A 25,047-nucleotide genomic window follows, 5' to 3' on the forward strand; every position below is an offset into this window, starting at 1 on the left:
TACCATATAAAATGAGTAAAGCTTATGAACTTTAAGGGAGGTTATCAGTGAATGAGCAGGCAAACAAGGATGGGAACAATGAAACGCTGGTTATCCGTATGGCTGGTTGCAGCCATAATAGCCGCGATCGCTGGCTGCGGAGGCGGCAGCCCTGGGGACACGGCGGCGGACCCCGCTTTGGCTGGCAATGGCAACGGGAATGAGGGGAAAGAACAGGCGGAGCAAGCCCCGCTTAATCTGACGATCATGCTGCCGATTTTCAAGACGAACTATCCGAAGGACGACGGGCCGGTGGTTGAGGAAATCGAGAAAAGAACAAACAGCAACATTCACTTCGAGTGGGTGCCGAACGCCTCCTATGCCGATAAGTTCAATATTACCCTTGCTTCCGGCAAGCTTCCCAGCATTATTTACGTCGGGGATGTGAAGGCGCCGAGCTTCGTCAGCGCTGCTAAATCCGGGGCGTTCTGGGAGGTCGGACCTTATTTGCAGCAGTTCCCGAACCTGAGCGGCGCCAATCCGGTCATTATGGAGAACTCCTCCATCGAGGGCAAGAACTACGGAATCTACCGGGGACGGGTGTTAGGCCGCAACGGGATTGCCTTCCGCAAGGATTGGCTCGATAACGTCGGGCTGGAAACGCCGCAGACCGTGGATGATTTCTACAGTATGCTGAAGGCATTCAAGGAGCAGGATCCCGACAAGAACGGGCAGAACGACACGTATGGCATGGTGCTCGTCAAATGGACGGGACAATGGGCCAGCGGCTTCGATACGATCAAGCTGTGGTTCGGCACGCCGAACAAGTGGGGCGTCGTGGATGGCAAGCTGGTGCCGGAGCATCAATATCCTGAATATGTGGAAGCGCTTAAATTTATGAAAAAATTATACGACGAAAAATTGATCAACTCCGATTTTGCCGTGATGGACAGCGCAAAGTGGGTAGACCCGATCGTCAACAATAAAGCGGGCGTCATCGTCGACGTCGTAGACGTCGGCGCGCGCATCGACGACAAAATACACGCCGCCCTAGCCAAGGAAGGAAAAGATGAGCCGGATCGCCATTACATTGACGTCCTTGGCGGAGTGACGGGAGCTGATGGCAAGCTGCATACCCTGCCGACATCCGGCTTTGCGGGCATACTGGCAATCCCTAAATCGTCTGTGAAGACCGAGGAGGAGCTCATGCGGGTGCTCGGATTCCTGGATCAGCTGAATGAGCCGGAAATGCAGACGCTGCTTAACTTCGGCCTCGAAGGCATTCACTACAATCCGGTTGGCGAATTCGTGGAACCGATCAAGGATACCGTGAAGCTGGAATCTGAGGTAGAAGGCTTAAATCAAATGCTCGGCTTCATTCCGGAGGACCGCGCCAAGAAGGTCAAGCAGACGCCGCTGCGCATTAAGCAGACCGAGGTGCAGAAGGCCAATGAGGAATTTATCGTAACGAACCCTGCCGAGTCGTTTATCTCTACCGTTTATTCGCAAAAGGGCCAGCAGCTTGATAATATTATCAACGACGCGCGCATCAAATTCATCGTAGGACAGATCGATGAAGCAGGACTAATGTCCGCATTCGACGTATGGAGAAAAACCGGAGGAGACGATCTGGTTAAAGAGATGAACGACCTGTACAGTCAGGTGAAACCCTAGGGTAAAGGGGAGCCGTATGGCGATATTAGCTGCCGCGCGAAATCATATATACTGATTTGCGCGGGCAGCTTCTTTGCCTTAAACAGCGATAAGCCGATTGCCCCATTTTATGTAAACGGGCTTGTAATTTGTTATGAATGCGTTTACATTTTGTATATATCTTGAATCGGTTGGTGAGGAGATGAATACGGGAACTTTGGCAAGATGGTCGCATGCCATAGGAGCTTCTGGCTGCAAGGGCAAATACTATCGCAACAATTTAATTATGATGCTGGTCGTCTCGGCGATTCCCGGCATCATTACCGGCATGATCATCTATGGACTGGTAGGAGGTCGTCTCGAGAGCGAGCTGCTGCAAATGCATCATCAGCAAATCGCGCAGCGGGCCCGGAACATCGATGAACAGCTGTCCAATCTGGAACTGATGCTCTCGCATTGGGCATTCGATCCCCAATTCGACTACAGCTTAAACGGGCGCGATTTCAAACGCGATTTCGAGCGGGCAAGGGACATCACGAAGACGCTCGTTGTGATGCAGGGCTCGAATACGATGGTGAAGCAGGTCGAGCTCTACTTGGCCGGGCAGGAGCCGGTGCCGCTGCTGTTCAACCCCGAGTATGGCGAAATCCAATCCACTGCGGTGTCAGGATTATATGACAAGCTGATTGACACGAATAGAAGCACGTACTGGACGGAATGGGCCTTTGATCCGAACAGGCCGGAGGCGAAGGAGCTTACGCTGGTGCATCACATTCCGGGCGGCAGCCAGCAGCCCTTCGGGGCGCTGCTCATTCGGATGGATTCCCAGAAGGTGGGGAATATGCTGAAGACGATGACCCCGTATAACGCGGGAGAGACGTTCCTTGTGCAGAACACGGGGGAATTGTTTGCTTCCGCGGGCGGCAGCAGCTCGAACTCGCCTTTCGTCACCGAGCTGCGCTCGAAGATCAAGGAGCGGGGACCAGCCCAGAACTCTTCCTTCTTCTTTGAATGGGACGGGGCCACCTATACGGTTACCTACGGGGAGTTCTCGCGGATTGCCACGGAGTGGACCTACGTGTCCGCCTCGCCGATCACGAGTATTACCTCTCCCGTGATATTCATTTCCAAGCTGATTCTGATCGTTAGCTTCAGCGCTTTGCTGCTGGCGGCTGTGCTCTCCTGGATCGCCTCGAGGCGGATGTATTCGCCAATTAGGCGGCTGTTCAAGATGCTTCTGCCGGATGACATCAGGGCAGAGGGCAAGGAGGACGAATTCGCGCTCATCGAGCGGCAGTGGCAAAGCCTGCACTGGAAGAGCCATGATTTGCAGCGCAAGCTGGCGGAGCAGCTGCCCCATGTCAAGGAGAGCTTCTTGAACCAGCTGCTGCAAGGGCATTTATACGCTTATTCCGAGCAGGATTTGCGCCGCCGGATGGAGCGGTTCAGGTGGGACGTCGAGCATAAGCATTTTATCGTCATATACGTCCAGCTGACGGGGATAACCAGCCTGGAGGGAAAGTTCAGAAGCGGTGACGAAGGGCTCGTATCCTATGCGGCTGCCAACATCATCGGCGAGCTGGCCATGCAGCGCTTCAGCCAAGCCGATACGATTCATTTTCACGATTTGACGGCGGGGATTCTGCTTGTCTTGCCGGAGGACGGATCAGCCGATCCCGAGGTGTCCAGCTACAGTGAGGAGCTGGCGCGTACGATTAACGTGATATTGAAAATGCGGGTGACGCTAGCCTACAGCGCTCCCGTCTCGAGTGTTTCCGATATCCCGCTTGCATTCGAAGAAGTGAAGCAGGCGGCCAGCTACCGCCCCTTCAGCAACGAGAATCAGATCATCGACATGGAGCGGCTGGAGCAGGAAGGGACGGATGAGGCCGAGCCGACCTATTCTTTCACTCTGGAACGGGAGCTGATCCAGGCCATGCGCACAGGGCAGGAGGAGGATGCATACCGCCTGCTGGCTGAATTTCTGGAGGCGCTCCGGGCCAAAGGGGCGAAGGCAATTGATGTACAGCAGGGAATGCTGCATCTGCTCGGCCATGTCCAGCATGCGATCATGCAGTCGGGCATCGACCCGAAGCGGCTGTTCATGGGCGTAAATTTGTACGAGGCGCTGTCGCAAATCCGCGAGCCGGAGCTGATGCTGATCTGGTTCAAGGAGAAGGTAGTGGCTCCTTATTTGAAAGAGCTCTGCCAGCGCTCCAACGCCGAAGTAAAAATGATGATCGAGCAGGCGATGATCTATTTGCAGCAAAATTATATGAAGGATGTGTCGCTGGACAGCTGTGCGGATGAGATCGGCACGAATTCTTTTTTTCTTAGCAAATCATTCAAGCAGGTAACGGGTAATAATTTCATTGATTACTTAACAAGTCTCCGCATGGATAAAGCGAAGGAGCTGCTGCGCGAATCCAAATTGCGAATAAGCGAGGTCGCCGAGCAGGTGGGATACCAGCATAGCTATTTCAACCGTATCTTCAAAAAGCTGGAGGGGATGACGCCAACGCATTACCGGGAACTTAGCAAGTAAAGCGGATTGCTCTAGCGACAGGACATTTGAAGCAGCATGGGATCAATGAGGCAGCATATGATGAACAAGGGCCAATCTCCTCGGGATGGGCTCTTTTTTTGTGGTGTTGCGAGGAAAATCTTAAGTCTGCAATAAAGTCCAAACTGGCTGAAAATATGCAAATCGGCCTGTTCGGCCGCTGTTTTCCTTGGTCAAGAAAGTCTCATTGCCGGTAAATGCCCGCATGCCTACAATGGGGATAGCATTGGGAGGAAGGAGAGGGTGGTCTGTGGCTGGACGGACAGCGGTCGGATTAAGGTGGTTGAAGCAATCCTCCATTCCTGCCGGATTGACTTGGGGGATACCCTGGGCAAAAGGAGTGCTGAAACGAGAAGAGCTGCCTGGACTTTACTTGAGGAATGGGGAAGAGGGATGGGCGGTGGAGGTGCGGAACAGCAAACCCTCTGAACCTATAGGCGAGGGGAGTGCCGGAATTGCCGTTTCGTCGGATCGCACTGCAGTTGCTGAAGGCGGCTCAGGCGCGAGAGCCGAAAGTTCGGGGAAATTTGTAAGCGCTGCAAATATCGGTGGTCATCCCGGTTACAACGCCGATCATGTTCATCATCTCCCGCTGCAAAGCTGGGCGGCGGCCTATTGGCCGGATGGGAGCGTGAAGTGGACGACGCATGCCGCCGTTACATCTTCAGGAGAAGCAGGGCCGGAATCAGGCGCTTGCGTTAACGTCGAAGAGACGGAGGATGCTTTCATTGTCGATACGGGTGCCATCGTCTGTACGGTGAATAAGCAGGGGCGGGGATTGATCCGCAGTATGGTTCAGTCGCAGTCGGGAGCCGTCGTATGCAGCGGCGGGGAACTCGTATGCATCCGCGAAGAGGCGAGCTTGGTATCCGGTGCGCGAACCTTGAAGGAAGAGCGGTTTACTGGCAGCACGCTGCGGGCAGCGGTGGAGCAGCACGGGCCGGTGCGCGCTGTGGTGAAACTGGACGGAAGACATCTCTCCGAGGCAGCGGGGACAAGGCAATGGCTGCCGTATACGATCCGATTGTATTTTTACGCCGGATTAGCATCGATCCGTATGGTGCATACCTTCTTTTACGATGGCAATCCACACCAGGATTTCGTGAAGGGGCTGGGCATTTCCTTTGCGGTGCCGCTGCGGGGGCCATTGTACAACCGGCATGTCAGGTTTGCCGGGGAAAGCGGCATATTCAGCGAATCGCCGAAGCCCCTGCATACCCGCCGTACGAAGGGAAGGTATAAGGAGCTGTACATCACCCAGACAGATGGCGGCGCCGTGCAGTTTGATCCGGAAGAGGACGCCTATTTCCTTCGCTTATTGGATGATTCGGCCGCCTGGGACAGCTACAAGCTTGTGCAGGACAGCCCGGAGCATTATCGGATTTCCAAGCGTACGGCGGAAGGGTGCAGCTGGGTCAAGGTAACGGAGGGGGAACAGGCCGGAGGGCTCGGTTATGTTGGCGGCGAAGGCGGCGGGTTTGCGGCCGGGCTGAAGGACTTCTGGCAGAAGTCTCCCTCAGGCATGGAAATTCATGCAGCGACTGAGAATGAGGCCAGGTTCATCGTATGGCTCTGGTCGCCTGATGCGGAGGCGATGGATCTCAGGCATTACGATACGAAGACCCATGTGGAATCGGCTTATGAGGGCGCCGAGGAGCTGCGGGCAACGCCTTACGGGATCGCGAACACGAGCGAGCTGATGATTTGGGGCACGGAGGGAACGCCGGATTTGACTCAGCTTAGGAGCATGGCGGAGGAGACGGCTGCTCCCGCCCGGCTTGTCTGTGAGCCGGCCTATTATTATGAAGCGGACGCATTCGGCATTTGGAGCCTGCCCGACCGAAGCACGCCTGCGAAAGCTTATTTGGAGGATCGGCTGGATGGCATTATCGCCTTCTACCAGGCCGAGGTGGAGCAGCGGAAGTGGTACGGCTTCTGGGATTATGGCGATTTTATGCATAGCTATGACCCGGTTAGGCATGTATGGAACTATGACATGGGCGGCTGCGCATGGCAAAATACGGAGCTTGCCCCGAACATATGGCTCTGGCTGATGTTCCTCCGCTCTGGGCGGGCCGACATATTCCGCATGGCTGAAGCGATGACCCGGCATACGAGTGAGGTCGACGTCTATCATTTCGGTGAATACGCGGGACTTGGCTCGCGGCATAATGTGATGCACTGGGGCTGCGGCTGCAAGGAAGCCCGGATTGCGATGGCTGGCCTGCATCGCTATTACTATTATTTGACCGGTGACGAGCGAATCGGAGACATTCTGGACGAGGTGAGGGATGCCGATTATTCCACAGTTACGTTAGATCCGATGAGGGCCTATTTTCCAAAGGATGAACATCCAACGCATATTCGGGTCGGGCCAGACTGGGCGGCATTCTGCTCCAATTGGATGACCCGCTGGGAACGCTTTGAGGACACCGCATACCGGGATAAAATTGTGACGGGCCTGAACTGTATCAAAGCTGCTAATTTCCGGCTTATCTCGGGTCCGACTTATGGATATGATCCGAAATCCGGAGTGCTGACGAGTATGGGGGATGACAACTGGGGGCGTCATTTGGCGATATGCATGGGCGGGCCGCAAATTTGGTTCGAGCTGGCGGAGATGCTTGAGGATCCCGAATGGGAGGATATGCTGGCCGAGTTCGGCGTGTTCTACAACTTGCCCGATGAGCAGAAGCTCGCGCTGACAAATGGAGCGATTGGCCGCAATAAGCTGAGATTCGAGCACCCGGTGCTCAGCGTGGCAATTGCCGCCTATGGCGCTTATTACCGCCAGGATGCTGGGGCAGCGGCCCAGTGCTGGGCGATTCTGCTTGGCAACAGCTTTGCACGTATCCGCCTGCAGGAGGAGGCAGTGCCTGTTACTCATATGGACGGCCTGCTGGAGATTGATTGGATAAATACAAACGAGGCTTCGCAATGGTCTATCAATACGATTATCAGTTTAGAACTGATCGCCGACAAATTGCCGTCACACATGCCGGGGCTAGAGGCAGAGAATGAGGGGCAGAGACAAACATAGAAATAGGAGTACAAGCAGCAGAAGGAGCTGAAGCAGGCATAGGCGCAGGTGCACAGTCAATCAGAGGAAAAATAGAAGCCGTGGCGGGGAGGCGGGTTTAGTGAATAGCAGCAGGAGCGGCTTGATTCCGCAGCAGTGGGAGCTGCTGTACTCCAATCCGCTGAATTCTGCAGAGGATGTGGCGGAATTTCGAATGGAAGGGGAGGGAGAAGTCACATTTCCTAGAGGATGGATGCGTCTGGAGAGCACCCGCAGCGCGGCCGAGGGTCAGAAGGCTAATATAGTATTTTGGTGTCCAGAGGAGCTGCCCGCGGATGTCGCCATTTCCTGGCGTTTTCGGCCGATCCGGGAACCTGGGCTGGCTATATTGTTTTTCAGCGCCAAGGGAGCGGATGGGCAGGATTTATTCGATCCGACGCTGCCGCGCCGCACGGGCGAATACGAGCAGTACCATCATGGACGGATAAACGCTTTTCATATCTCATATTTTCGCCGCATGTGGGCGGAGGAACGGCAGTTTCATACTTGCAATTTAAGAAAGAGCTATGGTTTTCATATGGTGGCCCAGGGTGCTGATCCTTTGCCGGGAGTGCTCGATGCCGCTGATTATTATCACCTGCTGGTTGTAAAAAAGGGTTCATTGATCACGTTCGCCATCAATGATCTGCAAGTGCTGTCCTGGAAGGACGACGGTGCGGCTTATGGGCCGCTGCTTGGCGGAGGGAAGCTGGGCTTCCGGCAGATGGCGCCGTTGATCGCGGAGTATGCCGAGCTCAGCGTATACGGGGCTCCGGCCGAGAAAGGAGGCAGTCAATAATGACGCTGCCGCATATTTATTTTTGTTATCCCCAAGGAAAGCACAAGGCGCTTACGATGAGCTATGATGATGGGCGGAGAGCGGATGAAAGGCTTGTCGGGATATTTAATCGCTACGGTGTGCGCGGCACATTTCATATTAATTCCGGGCTGCTGGGAGGTGAGGATCGCCTCACGGCGGAGGAGGCCGTCGCGCTGTATCAGGGCCATGAGGCGTCTGTACATACTGTCCGGCACCCCACTTTGGCTCGCTGCCCTATGGAACTGGTCGTAGAGGAAGTGCTCGAAGACCGCAAAAATCTGGAGCGGCTGTTCAACGTAACGGTGCGGGGGATGTCTTATCCTAACGGCTCGTACAATGAGCAGATCAAAGAGCTGCTGCCGCAGCTGGGGATTGAATATGCACGGACGGTGCAATCGACCCGGGGCGGCTTCGGACTGCCTGAGGATTGGCTGGAATGGCGGGCTACCTGCCATCATAACGACCGTCTGCTGGAGCATGCGGAGACTTTTGTAAGGCTGCATAAGCGGCAGTATCTCTATTTAATGTATGTATGGGGCCATAGCTATGAATTCGATAACGATAACAATTGGGAGCTGATTGAGCAGTTTTGTGAAATGGTTGGCGGGCGGGATGATATTTGGTATGCGACGAACATTGAAATCGTGGACTATATGAAGGCTTGTCAATGGCTTAAGGTTGCCGCGACTCGGGAATTTGTACATAATCCGGGGGCGTCGCCGATTTGGCTGGATGTGGACGGAAGGATCGTTGAGGTTCCCGGTGGAAGCCGGGTGAGCTTGATGATCTGATGGATTGAGGCAGAGCGTTCAGAGCGAAAGTACAAAAATGCCGAAGAGAACTGGAAGGAAGGGGAAAAGTTATGGAACTTTCAGCTAACACGGGAGGAAATCGTCAAACTTTTCAACTGGCATGTATCGATATTAGCGCCTCCGGCCCAAGATGCAAAATGCTGCTCGGCGACCTGAACGGAGATGGACGTGCAGAACTGCTGCTCGTTCAGCCCGATGACCGTCAGGATGTGCGTTACATCCCCCATCAGGTGCAGTGTCTGACGGCATATGATCTAACTGGTAAAATACTGTGGCAGCAGGGCAAGCCTAGTCTGGAGGCAGGAAGCCAGGGCTCTGATTATCCGGCGCAAATTTATGACATTGACGGCGACGGCCGTCTGGAAGTGCTGTGCGTTATGAATGACCGATTCCATATTATTGATGGATCGACAGGGGAAATTAAAGAGGTGCATGACTTGCCGGACCCGCATGCGCATGACTGCATCATGATCGCCAACTTATCCGGCGGCGAGTATGCTTCGGATATTATTCTCAAGGACCGCTACCATCGTATGTGGGCGCTAAACCGGCACTTTGAGCTGCTCTGGACGCATGCGGGGAATGTCGGGCATTTTCCCTGGGCGAGTGACTTGAATGGCGATGGTTTCGACGAAGTAATGGCCGGCTACGATTTGCTCGACCATCGAGGCCAGGTACTGTGGAGCTGCCACGGTCTTGATGATCATGCCGACTGCATATGGATCGGAGATGTGGACGGCGACGGAATACCGGAGCTGGTCATCGGCGGCAGCGTTACGGTGATGTATGACAGAGACGGGCGTGAACGATGGAGATATGAAGGATCGATTGAGTCGCAGCATATTGCATTGGGCAGATTCAGGCCCGAGTTGCCGGGGCTTCAGGTCGCCGGACTCGATCGGATGGTTCGCGAGGATGACGGTAAAGATCTAAAGGGAAAAGACGCGTTATTCTTAGTCGATAACGAAGGCAACGAACTGTGGAAGGAGGAACGTACGACGAGCGGCTGGCTAACCATTGCCGAAACGTTAAGCAACTGGCGTCCAGGAGCGCCGGATTACATTCTTGCCTACCGCCGGGGAGGGGGAGTGTACCCAGCCCTGTACGACGGTTACCAGAACATCGTGGCCGAGTTTCCTCATGAGGGCTATGCGGTTCATGGCGACCTTCTCGGACTTGGGACCGAGCAGGTTGTCATCTATGATGATGAGCTGGCGGTGATTTACTCCAGCGAGGAAGCAGACTTATCCGCTTCGCCATCCGGTGTGTCCTTACCTCATCCAAAACGGTGGTACAATTCCACTCTTTATCCGGGAGGAGAAATAAATGCAGGCCTATTTTCCCGCACATGATGCGATAGCAAGGCATACTGCAGGAGGGCATACGAAGCGCGTGCTCGCTGCTGTGGCCAGCCGCCATATTGGCGCTCATCCGCCGGAGCCCCTTATGTACCGGGTTCATTCCCGCCGGGGCTTCCGCCGTTTGGAGGATTGCCGTTACGACATGGACTTGATGCAGCGCTGGCCGGAGCTGTCTGCCGGGCAATTTGTCTATGTATGGGCCATGCTGTGGGCGGAGCAGGACGGGGAGACCCCATTTGCGGTCAGCTGTTATAGCCCGGTTAAAATTTATATCAATGGAAGCCTGGCCTTCCAATCGAATTTGAATGATGACGTATTTCCGGATAGGCGCGCCTTTTTCCGCGCCAAAACGAGGAAAGGGCGCAACGATATCGTCCTGGAATTCGTCGCGGTTGAGACCGGCTGCGGTGGAATCTTTGGGACGGGCAGTGTCAAAGGAGCGCCCATGCATTTCTTGAATCCCACCCGTGCAGGCCGGGGCTGCGAAGGCTGGGTATACAGCAGGCCGCAGCAGGCGCGCTGGCGTACATTGCCAGGCTGGAGAGGCTGCCATCCAGTGGAGAGCATGCCAGGTTCGCACGTTCTTGATCCGGGGGATGATTCTGAGCAGGGACTGCACAAGCTAAAGCTGAATCATACCGATCCCTTTGCCCCTCTTCTGCTGGATCGCGACGGTGTTCCAGCCCCTGATCGTTTGAATGAATGCGGCGAATATACCGCATGGTACCCACAGGACGAGTGGACGCCTGAGGAGCTTAGAAGCGGATGCTTCCACCGTCTGTTGGGCGTAAAGCCGGGAGCAAAAGCGTTTGCCTGGTGCAAGCTGGAGCTGCGCGGGGCATTGCGGGCCGATCTGCGGCTTGAAGGACGGTATGCAGGAAAGATTGCCGTTTACGTTGGCGGCAAGCTTGTATTTCAAGGCAAGGAGGAGAGCGGGCGGATCGATATTTCGCTGCAGGAGATCCGATTCGGGACGCAGGATCTCGTTGTAGAGTCCACTTGCGGCGGGGAAGACTGGGGTTTTGAATTTAACGAGCCTCAAATCGCTTGCGCATCTTCGCCGCAGGCTGTCCTTCGGTTGGTACGGCCTTACCCTATTGAGGGAATGAGAGATCACTGGCTGTATCTTGGAGCATTTTCAGCAGAAAATGCCCCCTCGGCTGCAGAGGTGCCGGCGATAGATCGGTTGTTCGGTCAAGGGCAGGAAGCGACTTATTGGCGGGTGGATCGGCCGGAATGCTGGGTGAGGCCTTATCTGGAAACTCCCCTTTACGGCAGATGGAATTATCCACTGGGCGTAACGCTTTATGGACTGCTGAGAACGGGAGCGGCGTTGTCAGCACCGCACTATACGGAATATGCCGCCGGGCATATCGAGCAATGCAGCAAGTGGCATGATTATGCCGAGTGGGATCGCAAACAATACGGGGCGCCGGGATTGAACCATCAGCTGAGCCTGATCGACTCTCTGGACGATTGCGGCTCCTTTGGCGCCGCGATGCTGACGGCAAATAAGCTGCGTCCCTTATTGGGAGTGGAGCGCGCGGCCGCCCACATCGCCCATTACATCACGCACGTACAGGATCGTTTGCCAGATGGGGCGTTCTACCGGACTCGCGGTACCGTTGATTTCATGAAGGGCACGATGTGGTGTGATGATTTATATATGAGCACTCCATTCCTGTCCAAATATTATGAGCTTACAGGAGACGGGCGTTATTTGGACGATGCGGCTTTACAGTTTTTGCGATATAAAGAGCGCTTATTCATTCCTGAGCTAGGCATCATGCATCATGTGTTTGATGATAAATTCGGCAAACCAAACGGTGTTCCCTGGGGGCGGGGGAACGGCTGGGTCATTTTCTCGCTGACCGAGCTGCTGACGATTATGCCGTCAGAGCATAAACTGCGGCCAGAGCTGCTGAAATTTTACCGCGAGCTTAGCGAGGGCTACCGCAAGCTGCAAAGCGAAAACGGGATGTGGCATCAGGTGCTGACAGACAGTGAGTCCTATGCCGAGGCTTCCTGTACGGCGATGTTCATCTACGCTTTTGCTCACGGGGTTCGGCATGGCTGGCTGGAAGAGCAGGACTTATATTTGGAGGCGGCCGTAAGAGGCTGGGAGGGACTAACCGAGACATGCATTGATAAGCACGGCAACGTATACGGCGTATGCCGCGGATCAGGGTATTCGTTTAATAAGCTGTACTATAAAGAAGAGCTCGACTGGCAGCTGAATGATACGCACGGGATCGGCATTGTGCTTCTGGCGGGCATAGAAATTGTCCAATTGGAGTCCGAGCTTGTTGAATAATGATAATTGCTTGCAAATATGGTACCATATTTATTGGCTGTTTATTTACGCATGCTCAAGCCTTTAGGTGTGGAGGGATCATTATGCAAGACGAATATACGCGCAAGCTGGAGGACCAGAAAGGCCTGTTCAAGCAGCTCGGCATCAAGCTGGACGCCCTGACGATCCATGAGAAAGATTTCGACGTGAAGATGCGCGGGTATGAGAAAGAGGAAGTAGACCGTTTCCTGGATGATATTATCGTTGATTATGAAAGATTTTACGATATCATCACGGATTTGTTGGATAAATATAAGGAGCTCCAGCGCCGCCAGGCTTATCTTGAAGAAGAGAAGAAGGCGTTGTCGATCCGCAAGGTGAATACCGATTCCGGCAGCGTGATTGAGCGTCAGCTCGTAGAGGACGGCATCCGGCAAATGGAGCGCAGCCTGGAGCAATTCAAACTGCATATTCGCAAGGAATTTGATGTATAAGAGGGACTGGTGCTCGAAGCGCCGGTTCTTTTTTTGTATAAAAAAAGCCCGCTTTGCGCAACATTTCACTAAAGGGTCGTTCCATTCACAGGATGTTCATGCATTCTTCATTGCACAAAATGGGGGGATATGGTATTATATATTTAAGATTTAGATCTAGTCTAAATTTAAAATAATTTAAAAATGAAATTTTTAGGGCTAGGCTGACGAGAATCAATCCTATTTTGATGATTGAATGGAGGAATTACTAATGTCAAACCAAGTGCTGACTGAAACTAACCAAACTCTGCATCAACAATTGAACCTGCAAATCGCTAACTGGACGGTGTTGTATACCAAGCTGCATCATTTCCACTGGTACGTGAAAGGTCCTCAATTTTTTACGCTGCATGAGAAGTTCGAGGAGCTGTACAATGAAGCGGCTGGCTACGTCGATGAAATTGCTGAGCGGCTGTTGGCAATTGGCGGCGAACCGATTAGTACGCTAAAGGATGCTTTGGCGCACACGACGATTTCCGAAGCGGCAGGCAGGCAGTCCGCAGAAGAGATGGTTGCGGCTGTGATCACTGATTTCGAATCGATTAGCCAAGAGCTGAAGAGTGGAATGGAAGCCGCAGAGCAGGCTGAAGATGAAGCGACTGGGGATCTGCTGCTTGGCATGCTGTCGGCTTTAGACAAGCACAGATGGATGCTGAACGCATATTTGGGTAAGTAAGTTCATAGGCACCTAGATGGAACCTGTTCGATTAGGATCATATCCTAGCCGGACAGGTTTCTTCAGGTGCTCTATAAAGGGGGAATATACCGTGCTCAAAATCAAAAGAATCTATGAGGATCCCGCTTTCGAGGATGGCAAGCGCATACTAGTGGACAGAATATGGCCTCGCGGCATCAGCAAAGCCGAAGCTAAGCTCGACTTATGGATGAAGGAGGTTGCCCCGAGTACCGGGCTGCGGAAATGGTTTGCCCACAAGCCTGAACGGTATGCCGAATTTTCCAAGCGTTATGAGCAGGAGCTGGCTGCGCAAGAAGCTAAAGTGTATATCGAGCAATTGCGTTCCTGGATGGAGAGCGAAACGGTCACTTTACTGTATGCAGCTAAGGATCAGAAGCATAACCATGCACTTGTGCTGCAGGAAGTGCTGGAACGCAAATAATGTGCAGCGATCACACAGCCCCTGGCTATCCTAAGTAGGCTATTACTGGTTATTGTGCGGCCAAACGCCGCATGTCCCGAAGCTGGACATTCGAGCTGTAAGTTGCCGATTTGCTCCTTAATTTGAAGGCAGGATAGCTCTCTTCTGCATCAAGCCACAGTGTATCCTCATAGAAAATTTGGTGCTGTTGATCGACGACAAAGGACAAGGCTCCGGCATCAATCGGAAGATCAAACTGACCTTTCTCGTCTTGGATTAGCAGTGTATTTATGCCGTCACATCCGCAGCCTTCCGTGTCATAGTATAGCTTGATCACACCGGGCTGCTCCCCTAATTTCTCCTGAAGTCTGCGTTCCGCCAACGGCGATATTTCCAATTTAATCATTATTACTGCTCCTTTCTTTATTTTAAATATATAAGATGTACTCTACTGGGAACAACAGCGATCATAGGAACATTTTACGTACTGCTTACATCCCTTTTTATAGTTTAACTCATAATCCATTCCCTTTTCCCTTGTTTTGATTATAGATATTATTTTTTATTCCATCAAATCCCCACTTTTTACAATGTTAAATTATAATAGTAAGCAGATTGGATTTATCCCCTATGGGGCGAATTTTTGGAATGGATGGTGATTGTAATGGACGTATTGTCAGCAATTGAGAAACGGAGAGAGATTACAGCGTATAAGGATATTCCGATTTCCGAGGAGGATTTGAGCAAGCTCAAGACGGTCTTGTATCAATCTCCTACCGGAAACAATTTGCCCTCAAGGGAATTTATTCTGATTACGAATAAATCACTGCTGGCGCAATTGAGCAAGACAACGCCTTATATGCGGTGGCTGGAGCAGGCTGCTGCTGGTGTAGCTATTATCGGCCGCGAGGAAGTGAGCAAGTATTGGCTGCAGGACGCCTCCATCGCTGGAGGATACTTGTGGCTGGCCGCGACATCGCTTGGACTTGGGGCTGCCTGGGGAGCGGTCTATCATGCAGAGGATCAGCAAGAATCTGCCCAGCGGGAAAGCTATGTGCGAAACTTGCTGGGTATCCCGGAGAAGTATCGTGTAGTAGCCATCCTGGGATTGGGTTATCCGGCCAGCGATCCGCCGCCGAAAGAAATGTACGCTGAGGATGCGGTGTTCCATTTGAATGGCTTCATTGTACGGTAATTGTAGGCGCACATAGGAGTACAGCTCCCAGCATGCGGTGCTTTACTGCATGACGGCGGCTAATGCGCAGGGCTACTCATTTTTTTCTAGGTCGACTACATTGTCGCGTAAGCTTTCCATGGGGAGTGATGTATGGGAAGCTTACGCTTTTTTGTTGATTTCTTAAACTGCCCTCATGTCCAACAAAATTAACTGGATTTTTGGTATTTAAAATATGCGATCTAGCGAAAAGTGTACAATTAGCTGGATTTTGTGTCATTAATACCAGGTTTTTTAGTCAGATGATGTTATTGAATTGTTTTTTAGTACATGAAATCCATCTAACTCTATAAATTGTTCCATTACACTATAATTAAGTACACAAAACGCAACTAAATCCGATCCAGGCTACACAGAGGGCACAGGCTGCAGTAGGGTGATTCTAATCCTTTTTTTAATTTGTGACGAAAATCACAAGCTGAACATATAAATCCTCTACAATAAAAATAAGCTGTAGTTCAAATGAAGAAACGAGGTGCTTGTATGGGGAGCGTGAATACTTTACAGGAATTCTCTTATGACGATATGAAGAAGATTTCAAGGACAGCATTGGGAGACGCGGTGCCGATCGAGCTCTACAGAGCTATTCGCCTCATCGGCATGTACCAAGGCCTACCGATGAAAGGGAAGGGAACGACATTGACGGTTGGCCGGAAAATCGGTGAAAGCCTGCCCGTACAGTCCGTGCAAGAGCTGCTTGATTTATTCCGAGAGCTGAAGGTGGGAGATCCGCAAATTGTTCTTGAAGAAGAGAACAAACTTCATATTGCGGTGAAGGATTGTTTTTGCGTAGGACTGCCTGAGATCGAAGGGAATCTGGTTTGCGATTTGGAAGGAGCGATTATGGAGGGTGCGCTTAGCAAAATGATGGACAAAAGAGTGTCCGTCAGGGAAATCAAGTGCAATGTCAATGGCGACGATTGCTGCGAGTATGAGGTGCGCCTCTAGAAATGATACAAGCAGCGCCTAACACAGCATCAAATGCAGCATTAAATGCAGCTTCATAATTATAAGGAGGAGAGTCACGATGGAGAAGAAAAATCTTGCTCAATATCTAGAATATGTGGACAACAAATTTACGAAGCGTATTGTTTTTAAGGAAGAGGACAACGTTATTTTCGTATTGAACTTTGCTCCAGGAGTGGAGCTGCCGACACATAAGCACCCGGGGGCCAACGTGTATATATTGGTACTTGAAGGTGCTGGTGAAGTAACGTGCAATGGACAGCCATCAGCGGTTGCCAAAGGGGATGTCCTTCATATTACCGGGGACAAGGATTTCTCTTATCGCAGCGGGGAGTCAAATTCCAGCCTGTATGTTGTGTTGACGAAGACTCCGAACGAAGACTACGCCAAGAATGTTTAAGGCAGTGCCAGCCTACTTGAACTGATATGAATAGAGCTGGTTCCAAAAAAATGGTGAACACGAGGTTGTCCTCTGTTCACCATTTTTTATTTTTTTGCCGAGTGAACAACAGCATCAGGAATGAAATGAAAATGATCGTAATGGTCCAGGCCCAGGCTAAATCGGTATTCCCCGTATCGACCGCGACATAGATGGCTGTGGGAAGCGTCTGGGTTTTGCCTGGAATATTGCCAGCGAACATGACGGTGGCTCCAAATTCCCCTAATCCCCGGGCAAACCCAAGAATATAGGCCGTAATCAGAGATTGCTTGCTAAGCGGCAGTGTAATATAGCGGAATACTTGCCACTCGCTGGCTCCGCTGGATCGCCCCGCATCCTCCAGCTCTCGATCGACCGAAGCGAACGCAGATTTCATCGTCTGGTAAACGAGCGGAAACGAGACGACGATGGAGGCAATGACCGCTGCCCACCAAGAAAATATGAGCGGTGAGGAGAATAGCCATTCAACGGCACGGCCGATCCCGCTCCTTCTGCCCAGGAGGACGAGCAGCAAAAAACCTATCACCGTCGGGGGCAGAACCAGCGGAAGCATAAGTATGGTCTCCAGTGCAATTTTGCCCTTCCATGTCCGGCTGGCCATCCAGCGGGCTATGGCTGTGCCGAGAATCGTGACCAGCACGCTGGACAGCAGGGCGACTTGCAGGGATAGGCGGATCGGCTGCCAAAATTCATGCCATGGTATTTGCATGCTTATAAGGACTGTGCCGGAGTGAAGCCGTACCTAACAAAAACATCCAGCGCTTCTTGGGAGTGAAGATAGTTGTACAGCTCCGCCGCCTCCTTGCCATGTTTAGTGGACTTGATGACGCCAACTGGATACTCGACAGGAGTATAAATCGCAGGATCAACGGGAAAGGCGATCTTTACCTTTGCAGAGGTCAGCGCGTCAGACTCGTAGACAAAACCTGCATCGGCATTGCCGGTCTCTACATATTGCAGAACCTGCCGAACATCCTTGGCTTGAACCACTTTAGGCTGAAGGATGTCCCACAGCCCGGCGGATATTAGAGCTTCTCTAGCATAGCTTCCGGCAGGAACGCTTTCTGGAATTCCTACTGCGATCATTTTAATGCGGGTGTCCTTCAAGTCTTCCATTCCCTGAACCTCGTCTAATTGGTCATCAGGTATGACCACGACAAGCTTATTTGTCAGCAGATTCATGTGCTGCTTGGCATCAATGATGTTTTGATCCAGAAGAAGATTCATATTGTTAGCTGCTGCCGAGAGAAATAAATCGACAGGCGCACCTTGCTCGATTTGTTTCTGCAAGGCGCCGGAGCCCCCGAAATTAAACGTGAGCTTAACGGCAGGATGCTGTGCTTCATAGGAGGCTTGGATTTGTTTCATAGCGTCGGTAAGGCTTGCTGCCGCTGAAATGGTTAATTCCACCTGCTCATCGGAAACGGTGCTGCAGCCGGTAAATACGAGGGATATGAATAGGAAGGCGGGAAAGATTCGCAGGCTTCTCATACGTACAAACTCCCTTTCAAATAATGATCCAGTATCGTTAGACGATTTGCGTTTCATTATAAGTGGTTGCGGCCCGGGGAGTAAACCCTTTATGCCCCAGAAAAGCCGATTCCAGAGAGAAAGAGGGATTTCCCCGAAACGATATCAGGACTTCCCCTTATAGGAATGAGAATGGCTCCCTTTCATAATGAATGTATAAGAATAGACAAATTATTGGTTCCCGCCTATCTTTGTCATTCTGCAGAAGGAGTGATTCATCCAGTGAAACGTAAATTCGGACTGAGATTTTTCAAACCGATAGAAAGCTACTCCGAGAATTGGTCGATTCTTGAAGAGAAGGATCGCACTTGGGAGAATATGTACCGCGGGCGTTGGGCGCATGACAAGGTCGTCCGCACGACGCACGGCGTTAATTGCACCGGCTCCTGCAGCTGGAAGGTATTCGTGAAGAATGGAATCATTACCTGGGAGAACCAGCAAATCGATTATCCGTCATGCGGCCCGGATATGCCGGAGTTTGAACCGCGCGGCTGCCCTCGCGGCGCTTCATTTTCCTGGTATGAATACAGTCCGCTGCGTGTGAAGTATCCATATATGCGGGGCCGGCTCTTGAGAATGTGGAAGCAAGCCCTGAAGGAAACGACCGATCCGGTAGCCGCTTGGGCAAGCATTGTGGAAAATCCCGAAAAGGCAAGATCCTACAAGCAGGCCCGGGGTAAAGGGGGCCATGTCCGTGTATCCTGGGAGGATGCAACGCAACTGATTTCGGCGCAGCTCATTTACACGATCCGCAAGTATGGCCCGGATCGGATTGCCGGCTTTACGCCGATTCCTGCGATGTCGATGATCAGCTACGCATCGGGAGCCCGATTCATCTCTTTATTGGGCGGCGAAATGCTTAGCTTCTATGACTGGTATGCCGACCTTCCGCCCGCCTCTCCGCAAATATGGGGCGAGCAGACGGATGTACCGGAATCTAGCGATTGGTACAACTCAGGTTACCTGATTATGTGGGGCTCTAACGTACCGCTTACGCGTACACCAGACGCTCATTTTATGACTGAGGTTCGCTATAAAGGCACCAAAGTGGTGTCCGTGGCGCCGGACTATGCCGAAAACGTCAAGTTTGCAGACAACTGGCTGGCCCCGAATCCAGGGACGGACGCGGCGATTGCCCAAGCGATGACCCATGTTATTTTGAGCGAGTTCTATCATGAACGTCAGGAGCCGATGTTCCTTGATTATGCCAAACAATATACAGACATGCCGTTCCTTATTCTTCTGGATCCACATGAAGGCAGCTACAAAGCAGGGCGCTTCCTGCGGGCCAGTGATTTAGGGGATGCATCGCAGCATGCGGAGTGGAAGCCGGTCATTCTCGACGAAGCCACAGATGAGATTACGGTTCCTAATGGAACGATGGGGCAGCGGTGGGAGAAGGACAAGAAGTGGAACCTGATTCTGGAGCGCGAAGACGGAACGAGGGTCAAGCCGGCGCTGTCCGTAGAGGCTCATGGCGCACAGTGGGAAGAGATGGTGTTCCCGTTCTTTGATCAGTCCGGAAATGGAACGTTCAAGCGTTCGATCCCAGCCCGGAAAATCCAGCTGGCCGATGGCACAGAACGTCTAGTTGTTACCGTATATGACCTAATGCTGAGCCAATATGGCGTGCGGCGCAGCGGCAGTGAACATGAGGCAACCGGATATGATGACGCATCCACACACTATACGCCCGCATGGCAGGAAGCGATCACAGGGGTCAAGTCATCCATCGTCATTCAAATTGCCCGTGAATTCGCCCAGAATTCATTGGATACAGGGGGACGCTCTATGATTATTATGGGCGCCGGGATTAATCACTGGTTTAACAGTGATACGATCTACCGTTCCATTCTGAATCTGGTCATACTGACCGCATCACAAGGTGTGAACGGCGGCGGTTGGGCGCATTATGTAGGCCAGGAGAAATGCCGTCCGATCGAAGGCTGGTCCACGGTTGCCTTTGCCAAGGACTGGCAGGGCGCTTCGCGCCAGCAGAATGCTACATCTTTCTTCTATTTTGCAACGGATCAATGGAAATACGAGGAGACGGGTACGAATTCATTGAAATCGCCTACCGGGGGAGAGGTTCGTTACCAGCATCCTGCGGACTACAACGTGCTTGCTGCTCGTTTGGGCTGGCTGCCGTCCTATCCGCAGTTTAACAAGAGCAGCCTCGCCTTTGCCGAAGAAGCTGGAACAACAGATCACGGCAGCATTATTCAACACACCTTGGATCAAATCATATCCGGAGACACCAAGTTTGCTATTGAAGATCCGGATGCACCGGAGAATTTCCCGCGCACCTTATTTGTGTGGCGTTCGAATCTGATATCCAGCTCGGCGAAGGGGCAGGAGTATTTCATGAAGCACTTGCTCGGTGCCGCAGATGGGCTGTTGTCTACGCCGAATGAGGAGGAGAAACCTGAAGAGATCACCTGGCGTGAAGATGTTGAAGGAAAGCTGGATTTGCTCGTCGCCTTGGATTTCCGGATGACATCGACGCCGATGTATGCCGATATTGTGCTGCCTGCGGCGACCTGGTATGAGAAGACAGATTTGTCTTCTACAGATATGCATCCGTTCGTGCACCCGTTCAACCCGGCGGTCGATCCGTTATGGGAATCCCGTTCGGACTGGGATATTTACCGGACGATTGCCAAAGTTTTCTCGGACATGGCGAAGGAGCAACTTCCCGGCGTATATAAGGATGTCGTAACTACGCCGCTTGTCCATGACTCTGTGAATGAAATTGCCCAGCCATACGGAGTCATCAAGGATTGGCATAAAGGGGAGATTGAACCGATCCCCGGCAAGACCATGCCGAACCTGACCATTGTCGAACGCGACTACACGAAAATTTATGACAAATATATTACCCTTGGACCGAATTTAAGTACGGGCAAGGTGGGGGCGCACGGTGTCAGCTTCTCTGTTGCCGAGGAATATGAGGAATTGAAACGCATCAACGGCACTTATCATGACGCTTCGATCAAAAATGGGCTGCCAAAGCTCCAGACCGCTCGCCACGCCGCAGACGCCATCCTGAATCTGTCGTCCGCGACGAATGGCAGGGTATCCCAGCGCGCATGGGAATCGGCGGAGCAGGATACGGGCGTCGCGCTTAAAGATATTTCCGCCGACCGGGCAGCTGAGCGAATTACGTTCCAGAGCATTACGGTACAGCCGCGCGAAGTCATTCCTACCCCGGTATTCAGCGGATCCAATAAAATGGGGCGGCGTTATTCCCCATTCACCACGAATATCGAGCGCCTTGTTCCATTCCGCACGCTTACAGGCAGACAGCATTTCTATATCGATCATGAGCTGTTCCTGCAATTTGGCGAAGCATTGCCGGTCTATAAGCCGACCTTGCCGCCCATGGTGTTCGGCCCTCGGGACAAGCAAATTACCGGCGGCACGGATTCGCTTGTGCTGCGCTATTTAACGCCGCATGGCAAATGGAATATTCACAGCATGTATCAGGATAATCTCCATATGCTGACCTTGTTCCGCGGCGGCCCGACGGTCTGGATCAACGACGAGGATGCGGCTGCCCATCAGATTCAAGATAATGATTGGCTTGAAGTGTACAATCGCAACGGCGTTGTTACAGCGCGGGCTGTCGTTAGCCATCGCATGCCGAAAGGCACGATGTTCATGTATCACGCGCAGGATAAGCATATTAACGTTCCAGGCTCCGAGATTACGAAAGAACGCGGCGGAAGCCACAATGCGCCGACGCGAATTCACGTTAAGCCAACGCAAATGGTAGGCGGCTACGCCCAACTCAGCTATGGCTTCAACTATTACGGACCGATCGGAAACCAGCGGGATGTCTATGTTGCGGTCCGTAAGATGAAGGAGGTTGACTGGCTTGAAGATTAAAGCGCAAATCGCCATGGTCATGAATTTGGATAAATGCATAGGGTGCCATACCTGCAGCGTGACCTGTAAGAGCACTTGGACGAACCGTCCAGGCGCGGAATACATGTGGTTCAACAACGTGGAGACGAAGCCGGGCATCGGCTATCCGAAGCGCTGGGAGGATCAGGAGCAATATAAGGGCGGCTGGACGCTGAAGAACGGCAAGCTTGAATTGAAATCCGGGAACAAGCTGTCCAAGATCGCCCTCGGCAAAATCTTTCACAACCCGGATATGCCTGAAATGAAGGATTATTACGAGCCGTGGAACTACAACTATGAGCATCTCACTACTGCGGGCGAGAAGAAGCACCAGCCGGTGGCCCGTCCGAAGTCGGCCATTACGGGCGACCACATGGAGCTGGAATGGGGCCCCAACTGGGAAGACGATCTGGCGGGCGCCCATGTTACAGGGCCGAGGGATCCGAACATCGAGAAGATCGAAGAAGAGATTAAGTTCACTTTCGAGCAGGCCTTCATGATGTATTTGCCGCGTCTTTGCGAGCATTGCCTGAATCCGAGCTGCGTGGCGTCCTGCCCCTCGGGAGCGATGTACAAGCGCGATGAGGACGGCATCGTCCTTGTCGATCAGGAGGCCTGCCGCGGCTGGCGTTATTGCATGACAGGCTGCCCGTACAAAAAAGTGTATTTCAACTGGCAGACAAATAAGGCGGAGAAGTGCACCTTCTGCTTCCCGCGGATCGAAGCCGGGCTTCCGACGGTATGCTCCGAGACATGTACAGGACGTATCCGCTACCTCGGCGTATTGCTGTACGATGCCGACCGTGTGCAGGAGGCGGCTTCTATGCCGGACGAGAGAGATTTGTATCAAGCTCAATGCGACTTGTTCCTTGATCCGAATGATCCCGCCGTCATCGCGCAGGCCCGTGCAGACGGCTTAACGGAGGAGTGGATCGAGGCGGCGCAGAACTCACCGGTTTACAAGCTTGCGATCGAATATAAGCTGGCCTTCCCATTGCATCCGGAATACCGGACATTGCCGATGGTATGGTACGTTCCACCGCTGAGCCCGATCATGAATTACTTTGAAGGCAAGGATTCGATTCAGAACCCGGATATGATTTTCCCGGCGATTGAAGAAATGAGAATGCCTATACAGTATTTAGCGAATATGTTAACCGCCGGCGATCCTGAGCCTGTAAAAGAATCGCTGCAGCGTCTGGCGATGATGCGTTCATATATGAGATCCGCGCAGACGGACAAAGCCTTTGACGAGGGACGGCTGAATCGACTGGGATTAACCGCGCACCAGACCGAGCAAATCTACCGTTTGTTAGCTATTGCCAAATATGAGGACCGGTTCGTAATCCCGACATCACATAAAGAAACGTATTTGGACACTTACCACGCCCAGGGCTCTGCGGGCTTTGGGATGGATTGCGGGGGCTGCGGAATTAGCGGATCATCTGGAACGAACAGTGCGAAACAAGAAGATCATTTCTATGGGGGAATATGGCGTGATTAATATCGAGAAGCTGTATGAATACAAGCATATATTCGGTTTTTTCGCCCAGCAGTTAACGTACCCGGAGAAACTGCATTACCATCCGTCCATCGTCGAAGAGCTGCTAACCCCCAATGACCCGGCTTATGAGCCTGTGAGGAGATTTTGGGATTTGATACATGGCTTCAGTATGGAGCAAATGGAAGAGCTGTACGTACAGACCTTTGATTTTCAGAAGGATTCAACCTTATATATGACTTATTTTAAATTTGAAGATACCAAGGAACGCGGGCAGATGCTGGCCAAACTGAAAATCCTGTATCAGATGTTCGGGCTGGAAATGCCGGATCATGAGCTGCCCGATTATTTGCCGCTGATGTGTGAATTTATTTACGCTGCGAATTGGCAAGCTAACGCGCAAGCCGAGAAGGATTTTAGCGTGTTGGCAGGCGTTATTGAGGATGGCACCTATCATTTGCTGAAATCGCTGGAAAAGAGTGAGAACCCCTATTATCACCTGATCAAGGGCTTGCGGGAAACGCTTAAGGCTTGCGTCAGACAGGAGGTGCAAAACGAGCAATGAGCTTATGGGATCAATTTCTGTGGGTGATTTTCCCGTATCTTTGCCTCGTAATATTCGTTGTGGGCCATATCTACCGTTACCGCCATGATCAATTCCACTGGACAGCCAAGTCCAGCGAATTTATCGAGAAGAAGCATCTGAGGCTCGGCAGCTTGATGTTCCATCTTAGCATTATTCCCGTTGCCTTCGGACATATCGCCGGCTTGGGAATCCCTAAAGAGTGGGTACAATCTCTCGGGATTAATGATCATCTGTATCACCTCGGCGCGACATATATCGGGGGATTATTCGGATTCATCACATTGGGAGGAATGCTGCTGCTGACCGCCAGGCGCCTGACGATTAAAAGTGTGAGAAGACTAAGCTCCGCATCGGACATTATCGTAAATCTGGTATTGTTATTTATTGTCATCATGGGCATGTACAGTACAATCGTTACGAATGCCGTCCAGCCTGACTTCGATTATCGCTCGACAATATCCGTGTGGTTCCGGAATTTGTTCATCCTTCGTCCTGAAGCTGGCTTAATGGCAGATGTGCCGCTTTCGTTTAAAATTCACATTTTGGCCGCCTTCTTCATTTTGGGGATGTGGCCATTTACTAGGCTCGTTCACGTCTGGAGCGTTCCATTGAATTATGTGGGGAGAAGTTATATTCTATACAGAAAGAACCGTAAACAAGGAATGTAGAGAGAAGGCTTGATGCCTTCTTTCTTTTCAATAAGCAGGGGTGTAAAC

20 protein-coding genes are annotated in these 25,047 nt (G+C 52.1%); 17 read left to right on the forward strand and 3 right to left on the reverse strand.

What is annotated here, in order from left to right; genetic code table 11:
- Positions 1 to 51 precede the first annotated feature (51 nt).
- The 10 genes from GNP95_RS13325 (at position 52) to GNP95_RS13370 (ending at position 14,190) form a co-directional block, all read left to right on the forward strand.
- Entirely contained in the window at positions 52 to 1,653 is a 1,602-nt protein-coding gene (locus tag GNP95_RS13325; RefSeq protein ID WP_230873804.1) for an extracellular solute-binding protein, read from the forward strand.
- A gap of 196 nt (positions 1,654 to 1,849) precedes the next feature.
- Entirely contained in the window at positions 1,850 to 4,177 is a 2,328-nt protein-coding gene (locus tag GNP95_RS13330) for a helix-turn-helix domain-containing protein (protein WP_330163413.1), read from the forward strand.
- Positions 4,178 to 4,445: 268 nt separating this feature from the next.
- Complete coding sequence (locus GNP95_RS13335; protein ID WP_330163414.1) at positions 4,446 to 7,235, forward strand: exo-rhamnogalacturonan lyase family protein; 2,790 nt, start codon at positions 4,446 to 4,448, stop codon at positions 7,233 to 7,235.
- Positions 7,236 to 7,335: 100 nt separating this feature from the next.
- A complete protein-coding gene (locus tag GNP95_RS13340; RefSeq protein WP_330163415.1) occupies positions 7,336 to 8,052 on the forward strand; it encodes a DUF1961 family protein in 717 nt (238 codons plus the stop codon).
- On the forward strand, positions 8,052 to 8,864 hold the full coding sequence (locus GNP95_RS13345) for a polysaccharide deacetylase family protein (RefSeq protein WP_155611371.1): 813 nt from the start codon (positions 8,052 to 8,054) through the stop codon (positions 8,862 to 8,864). Before GNP95_RS13340 ends, GNP95_RS13345 begins: the two co-directional genes overlap by 1 nt.
- Before the next feature lie 71 nt (positions 8,865 to 8,935).
- Positions 8,936 to 10,237 carry a hypothetical protein gene (locus GNP95_RS13350; RefSeq protein WP_155611372.1) on the forward strand — a complete coding sequence of 434 codons (1,302 nt, stop codon included), beginning with the start codon at positions 8,936 to 8,938 and terminating at the stop codon, positions 10,235 to 10,237.
- Positions 10,212 to 12,560, forward strand: a complete 2,349-nt coding sequence (locus tag GNP95_RS13355; RefSeq protein WP_155611373.1) for a glycoside hydrolase family 88/105 protein — start codon at positions 10,212 to 10,214, stop codon at positions 12,558 to 12,560. Before GNP95_RS13350 ends, GNP95_RS13355 begins: the two co-directional genes overlap by 26 nt.
- An 83-nt stretch (positions 12,561 to 12,643) precedes the next feature.
- Entirely contained in the window at positions 12,644 to 13,033 is a 390-nt protein-coding gene (locus tag GNP95_RS13360) for a DivIVA domain-containing protein (protein WP_155611374.1), read from the forward strand.
- 250 nt (positions 13,034 to 13,283) lie between these two features.
- Positions 13,284 to 13,748 (forward strand): Dps family protein, encoded by a 465-nt coding sequence (locus GNP95_RS13365; protein WP_155611375.1) that lies wholly within the window; start codon positions 13,284 to 13,286, stop codon positions 13,746 to 13,748.
- A gap of 91 nt (positions 13,749 to 13,839) precedes the next feature.
- Positions 13,840 to 14,190: a DUF488 domain-containing protein gene (locus GNP95_RS13370; protein WP_330163417.1), complete on the forward strand. Its 351-nt coding sequence runs from the start codon at positions 13,840 to 13,842 to the stop codon at positions 14,188 to 14,190.
- A 49-nt stretch (positions 14,191 to 14,239) separates the two neighbouring features.
- Here GNP95_RS13370 and GNP95_RS13375 read toward each other — a convergent pair whose 3' ends face one another.
- Positions 14,240 to 14,575, reverse strand: a complete 336-nt coding sequence (locus GNP95_RS13375) for an iron-sulfur cluster biosynthesis family protein (protein ID WP_155611377.1) — start codon at positions 14,573 to 14,575, stop codon at positions 14,240 to 14,242.
- Positions 14,576 to 14,821: 246 nt separating this feature from the next.
- On the opposite strand from GNP95_RS13375, the gene GNP95_RS13380 reads away from it, so the two are divergent.
- The 3 genes from GNP95_RS13380 to GNP95_RS13390 all read left to right on the forward strand — a co-directional run bounded on the left by GNP95_RS13380 (position 14,822) and on the right by GNP95_RS13390 (position 16,769).
- On the forward strand, positions 14,822 to 15,364 hold the full coding sequence (locus GNP95_RS13380) for a nitroreductase family protein (protein WP_330163446.1): 543 nt from the start codon (positions 14,822 to 14,824) through the stop codon (positions 15,362 to 15,364).
- A 522-nt stretch (positions 15,365 to 15,886) separates the two neighbouring features.
- A complete protein-coding gene (locus tag GNP95_RS13385) occupies positions 15,887 to 16,351 on the forward strand; it encodes a V4R domain-containing protein (protein ID WP_155611379.1) in 465 nt (154 codons plus the stop codon).
- 79 nt (positions 16,352 to 16,430) lie between these two features.
- A complete protein-coding gene (locus GNP95_RS13390) occupies positions 16,431 to 16,769 on the forward strand; it encodes a cupin domain-containing protein (protein ID WP_155611380.1) in 339 nt (112 codons plus the stop codon).
- Between the two features lie 76 nt (positions 16,770 to 16,845).
- Here the strand turns inward: GNP95_RS13390 and modB are convergent, their stop codons facing one another.
- Together modB and modA are read right to left on the reverse strand one after the other, a co-directional pair.
- Positions 16,846 to 17,517, reverse strand: a complete 672-nt coding sequence (gene modB / locus GNP95_RS13395) for a molybdate ABC transporter permease subunit (RefSeq protein WP_155611381.1) — start codon at positions 17,515 to 17,517, stop codon at positions 16,846 to 16,848.
- A gap of 2 nt (positions 17,518 to 17,519) precedes the next feature.
- The gene (gene modA / locus GNP95_RS13400; RefSeq protein WP_155611382.1) at positions 17,520 to 18,299 is read right to left on the reverse strand and encodes a molybdate ABC transporter substrate-binding protein; all 780 of its coding nucleotides are present in this window, start codon (positions 18,297 to 18,299) and stop codon (positions 17,520 to 17,522) included.
- Positions 18,300 to 18,560: 261 nt separating this feature from the next.
- Between modA and GNP95_RS13405 the strand changes: the two genes are divergently transcribed.
- The 4 genes from GNP95_RS13405 to narI are packed head-to-tail and all read left to right on the forward strand — an operon-like array spanning position 18,561 to position 24,999.
- Positions 18,561 to 22,226 carry a nitrate reductase subunit alpha gene (locus tag GNP95_RS13405; RefSeq protein ID WP_330163419.1) on the forward strand — a complete coding sequence of 1,222 codons (3,666 nt, stop codon included), beginning with the start codon at positions 18,561 to 18,563 and terminating at the stop codon, positions 22,224 to 22,226.
- Entirely contained in the window at positions 22,216 to 23,748 is a 1,533-nt protein-coding gene (narH, locus tag GNP95_RS13410) for a nitrate reductase subunit beta (RefSeq protein WP_155611384.1), read from the forward strand. Before GNP95_RS13405 ends, narH begins: the two co-directional genes overlap by 11 nt.
- The gene (narJ, locus tag GNP95_RS13415) at positions 23,741 to 24,310 is read left to right on the forward strand and encodes a nitrate reductase molybdenum cofactor assembly chaperone (RefSeq protein WP_330163420.1); all 570 of its coding nucleotides are present in this window, start codon (positions 23,741 to 23,743) and stop codon (positions 24,308 to 24,310) included. Before narH ends, narJ begins: the two co-directional genes overlap by 8 nt.
- A complete protein-coding gene (gene narI / locus GNP95_RS13420; RefSeq protein WP_155611385.1) occupies positions 24,307 to 24,999 on the forward strand; it encodes a respiratory nitrate reductase subunit gamma in 693 nt (230 codons plus the stop codon). The genes narJ and narI overlap by 4 nt, the downstream gene beginning before the upstream one ends.
- Positions 25,000 to 25,047 lie beyond the last annotated feature (48 nt).

It is taken from the genome of Paenibacillus woosongensis (genome assembly GCF_009725165.1).
Classification (GTDB): domain Bacteria; phylum Bacillota; class Bacilli; order Paenibacillales; family Paenibacillaceae; genus Fontibacillus; species Fontibacillus woosongensis.

What these genes read in the sequence shown, in the direction of transcription:
- GNP95_RS13360 (WP_155611374.1), top strand. Translation starts at nt 12,644, where the DNA reads ATGCAAGACGAATATACGCGCAAGCTGGAGGACCAGAAAGGCCTGTTC.
- modA (WP_155611382.1), bottom strand. Translation starts at nt 18,299, where the DNA reads ATGAGAAGCCTGCGAATCTTTCCCGCCTTCCTATTCATATCCCTCGTA.
- GNP95_RS13325 (WP_230873804.1), top strand. Translation starts at nt 52, where the DNA reads ATGAGCAGGCAAACAAGGATGGGAACAATGAAACGCTGGTTATCCGTA.
- GNP95_RS13365 (WP_155611375.1), top strand. Translation starts at nt 13,284, where the DNA reads ATGTCAAACCAAGTGCTGACTGAAACTAACCAAACTCTGCATCAACAA.
- GNP95_RS13375 (WP_155611377.1), bottom strand. Translation starts at nt 14,575, where the DNA reads ATGATTAAATTGGAAATATCGCCGTTGGCGGAACGCAGACTTCAGGAG.
- GNP95_RS13390 (WP_155611380.1), top strand. Translation starts at nt 16,431, where the DNA reads ATGGAGAAGAAAAATCTTGCTCAATATCTAGAATATGTGGACAACAAA.
- GNP95_RS13385 (WP_155611379.1), top strand. Translation starts at nt 15,887, where the DNA reads ATGGGGAGCGTGAATACTTTACAGGAATTCTCTTATGACGATATGAAG.
- GNP95_RS13355 (WP_155611373.1), top strand. Translation starts at nt 10,212, where the DNA reads ATGCAGGCCTATTTTCCCGCACATGATGCGATAGCAAGGCATACTGCA.
- narI (WP_155611385.1), top strand. Translation starts at nt 24,307, where the DNA reads ATGAGCTTATGGGATCAATTTCTGTGGGTGATTTTCCCGTATCTTTGC.
- GNP95_RS13350 (WP_155611372.1), top strand. Translation starts at nt 8,936, where the DNA reads ATGGAACTTTCAGCTAACACGGGAGGAAATCGTCAAACTTTTCAACTG.
- GNP95_RS13380 (WP_330163446.1), top strand. Translation starts at nt 14,822, where the DNA reads ATGGTGATTGTAATGGACGTATTGTCAGCAATTGAGAAACGGAGAGAG.
- modB (WP_155611381.1), bottom strand. Translation starts at nt 17,517, where the DNA reads ATGCAAATACCATGGCATGAATTTTGGCAGCCGATCCGCCTATCCCTG.
- GNP95_RS13345 (WP_155611371.1), top strand. Translation starts at nt 8,052, where the DNA reads ATGACGCTGCCGCATATTTATTTTTGTTATCCCCAAGGAAAGCACAAG.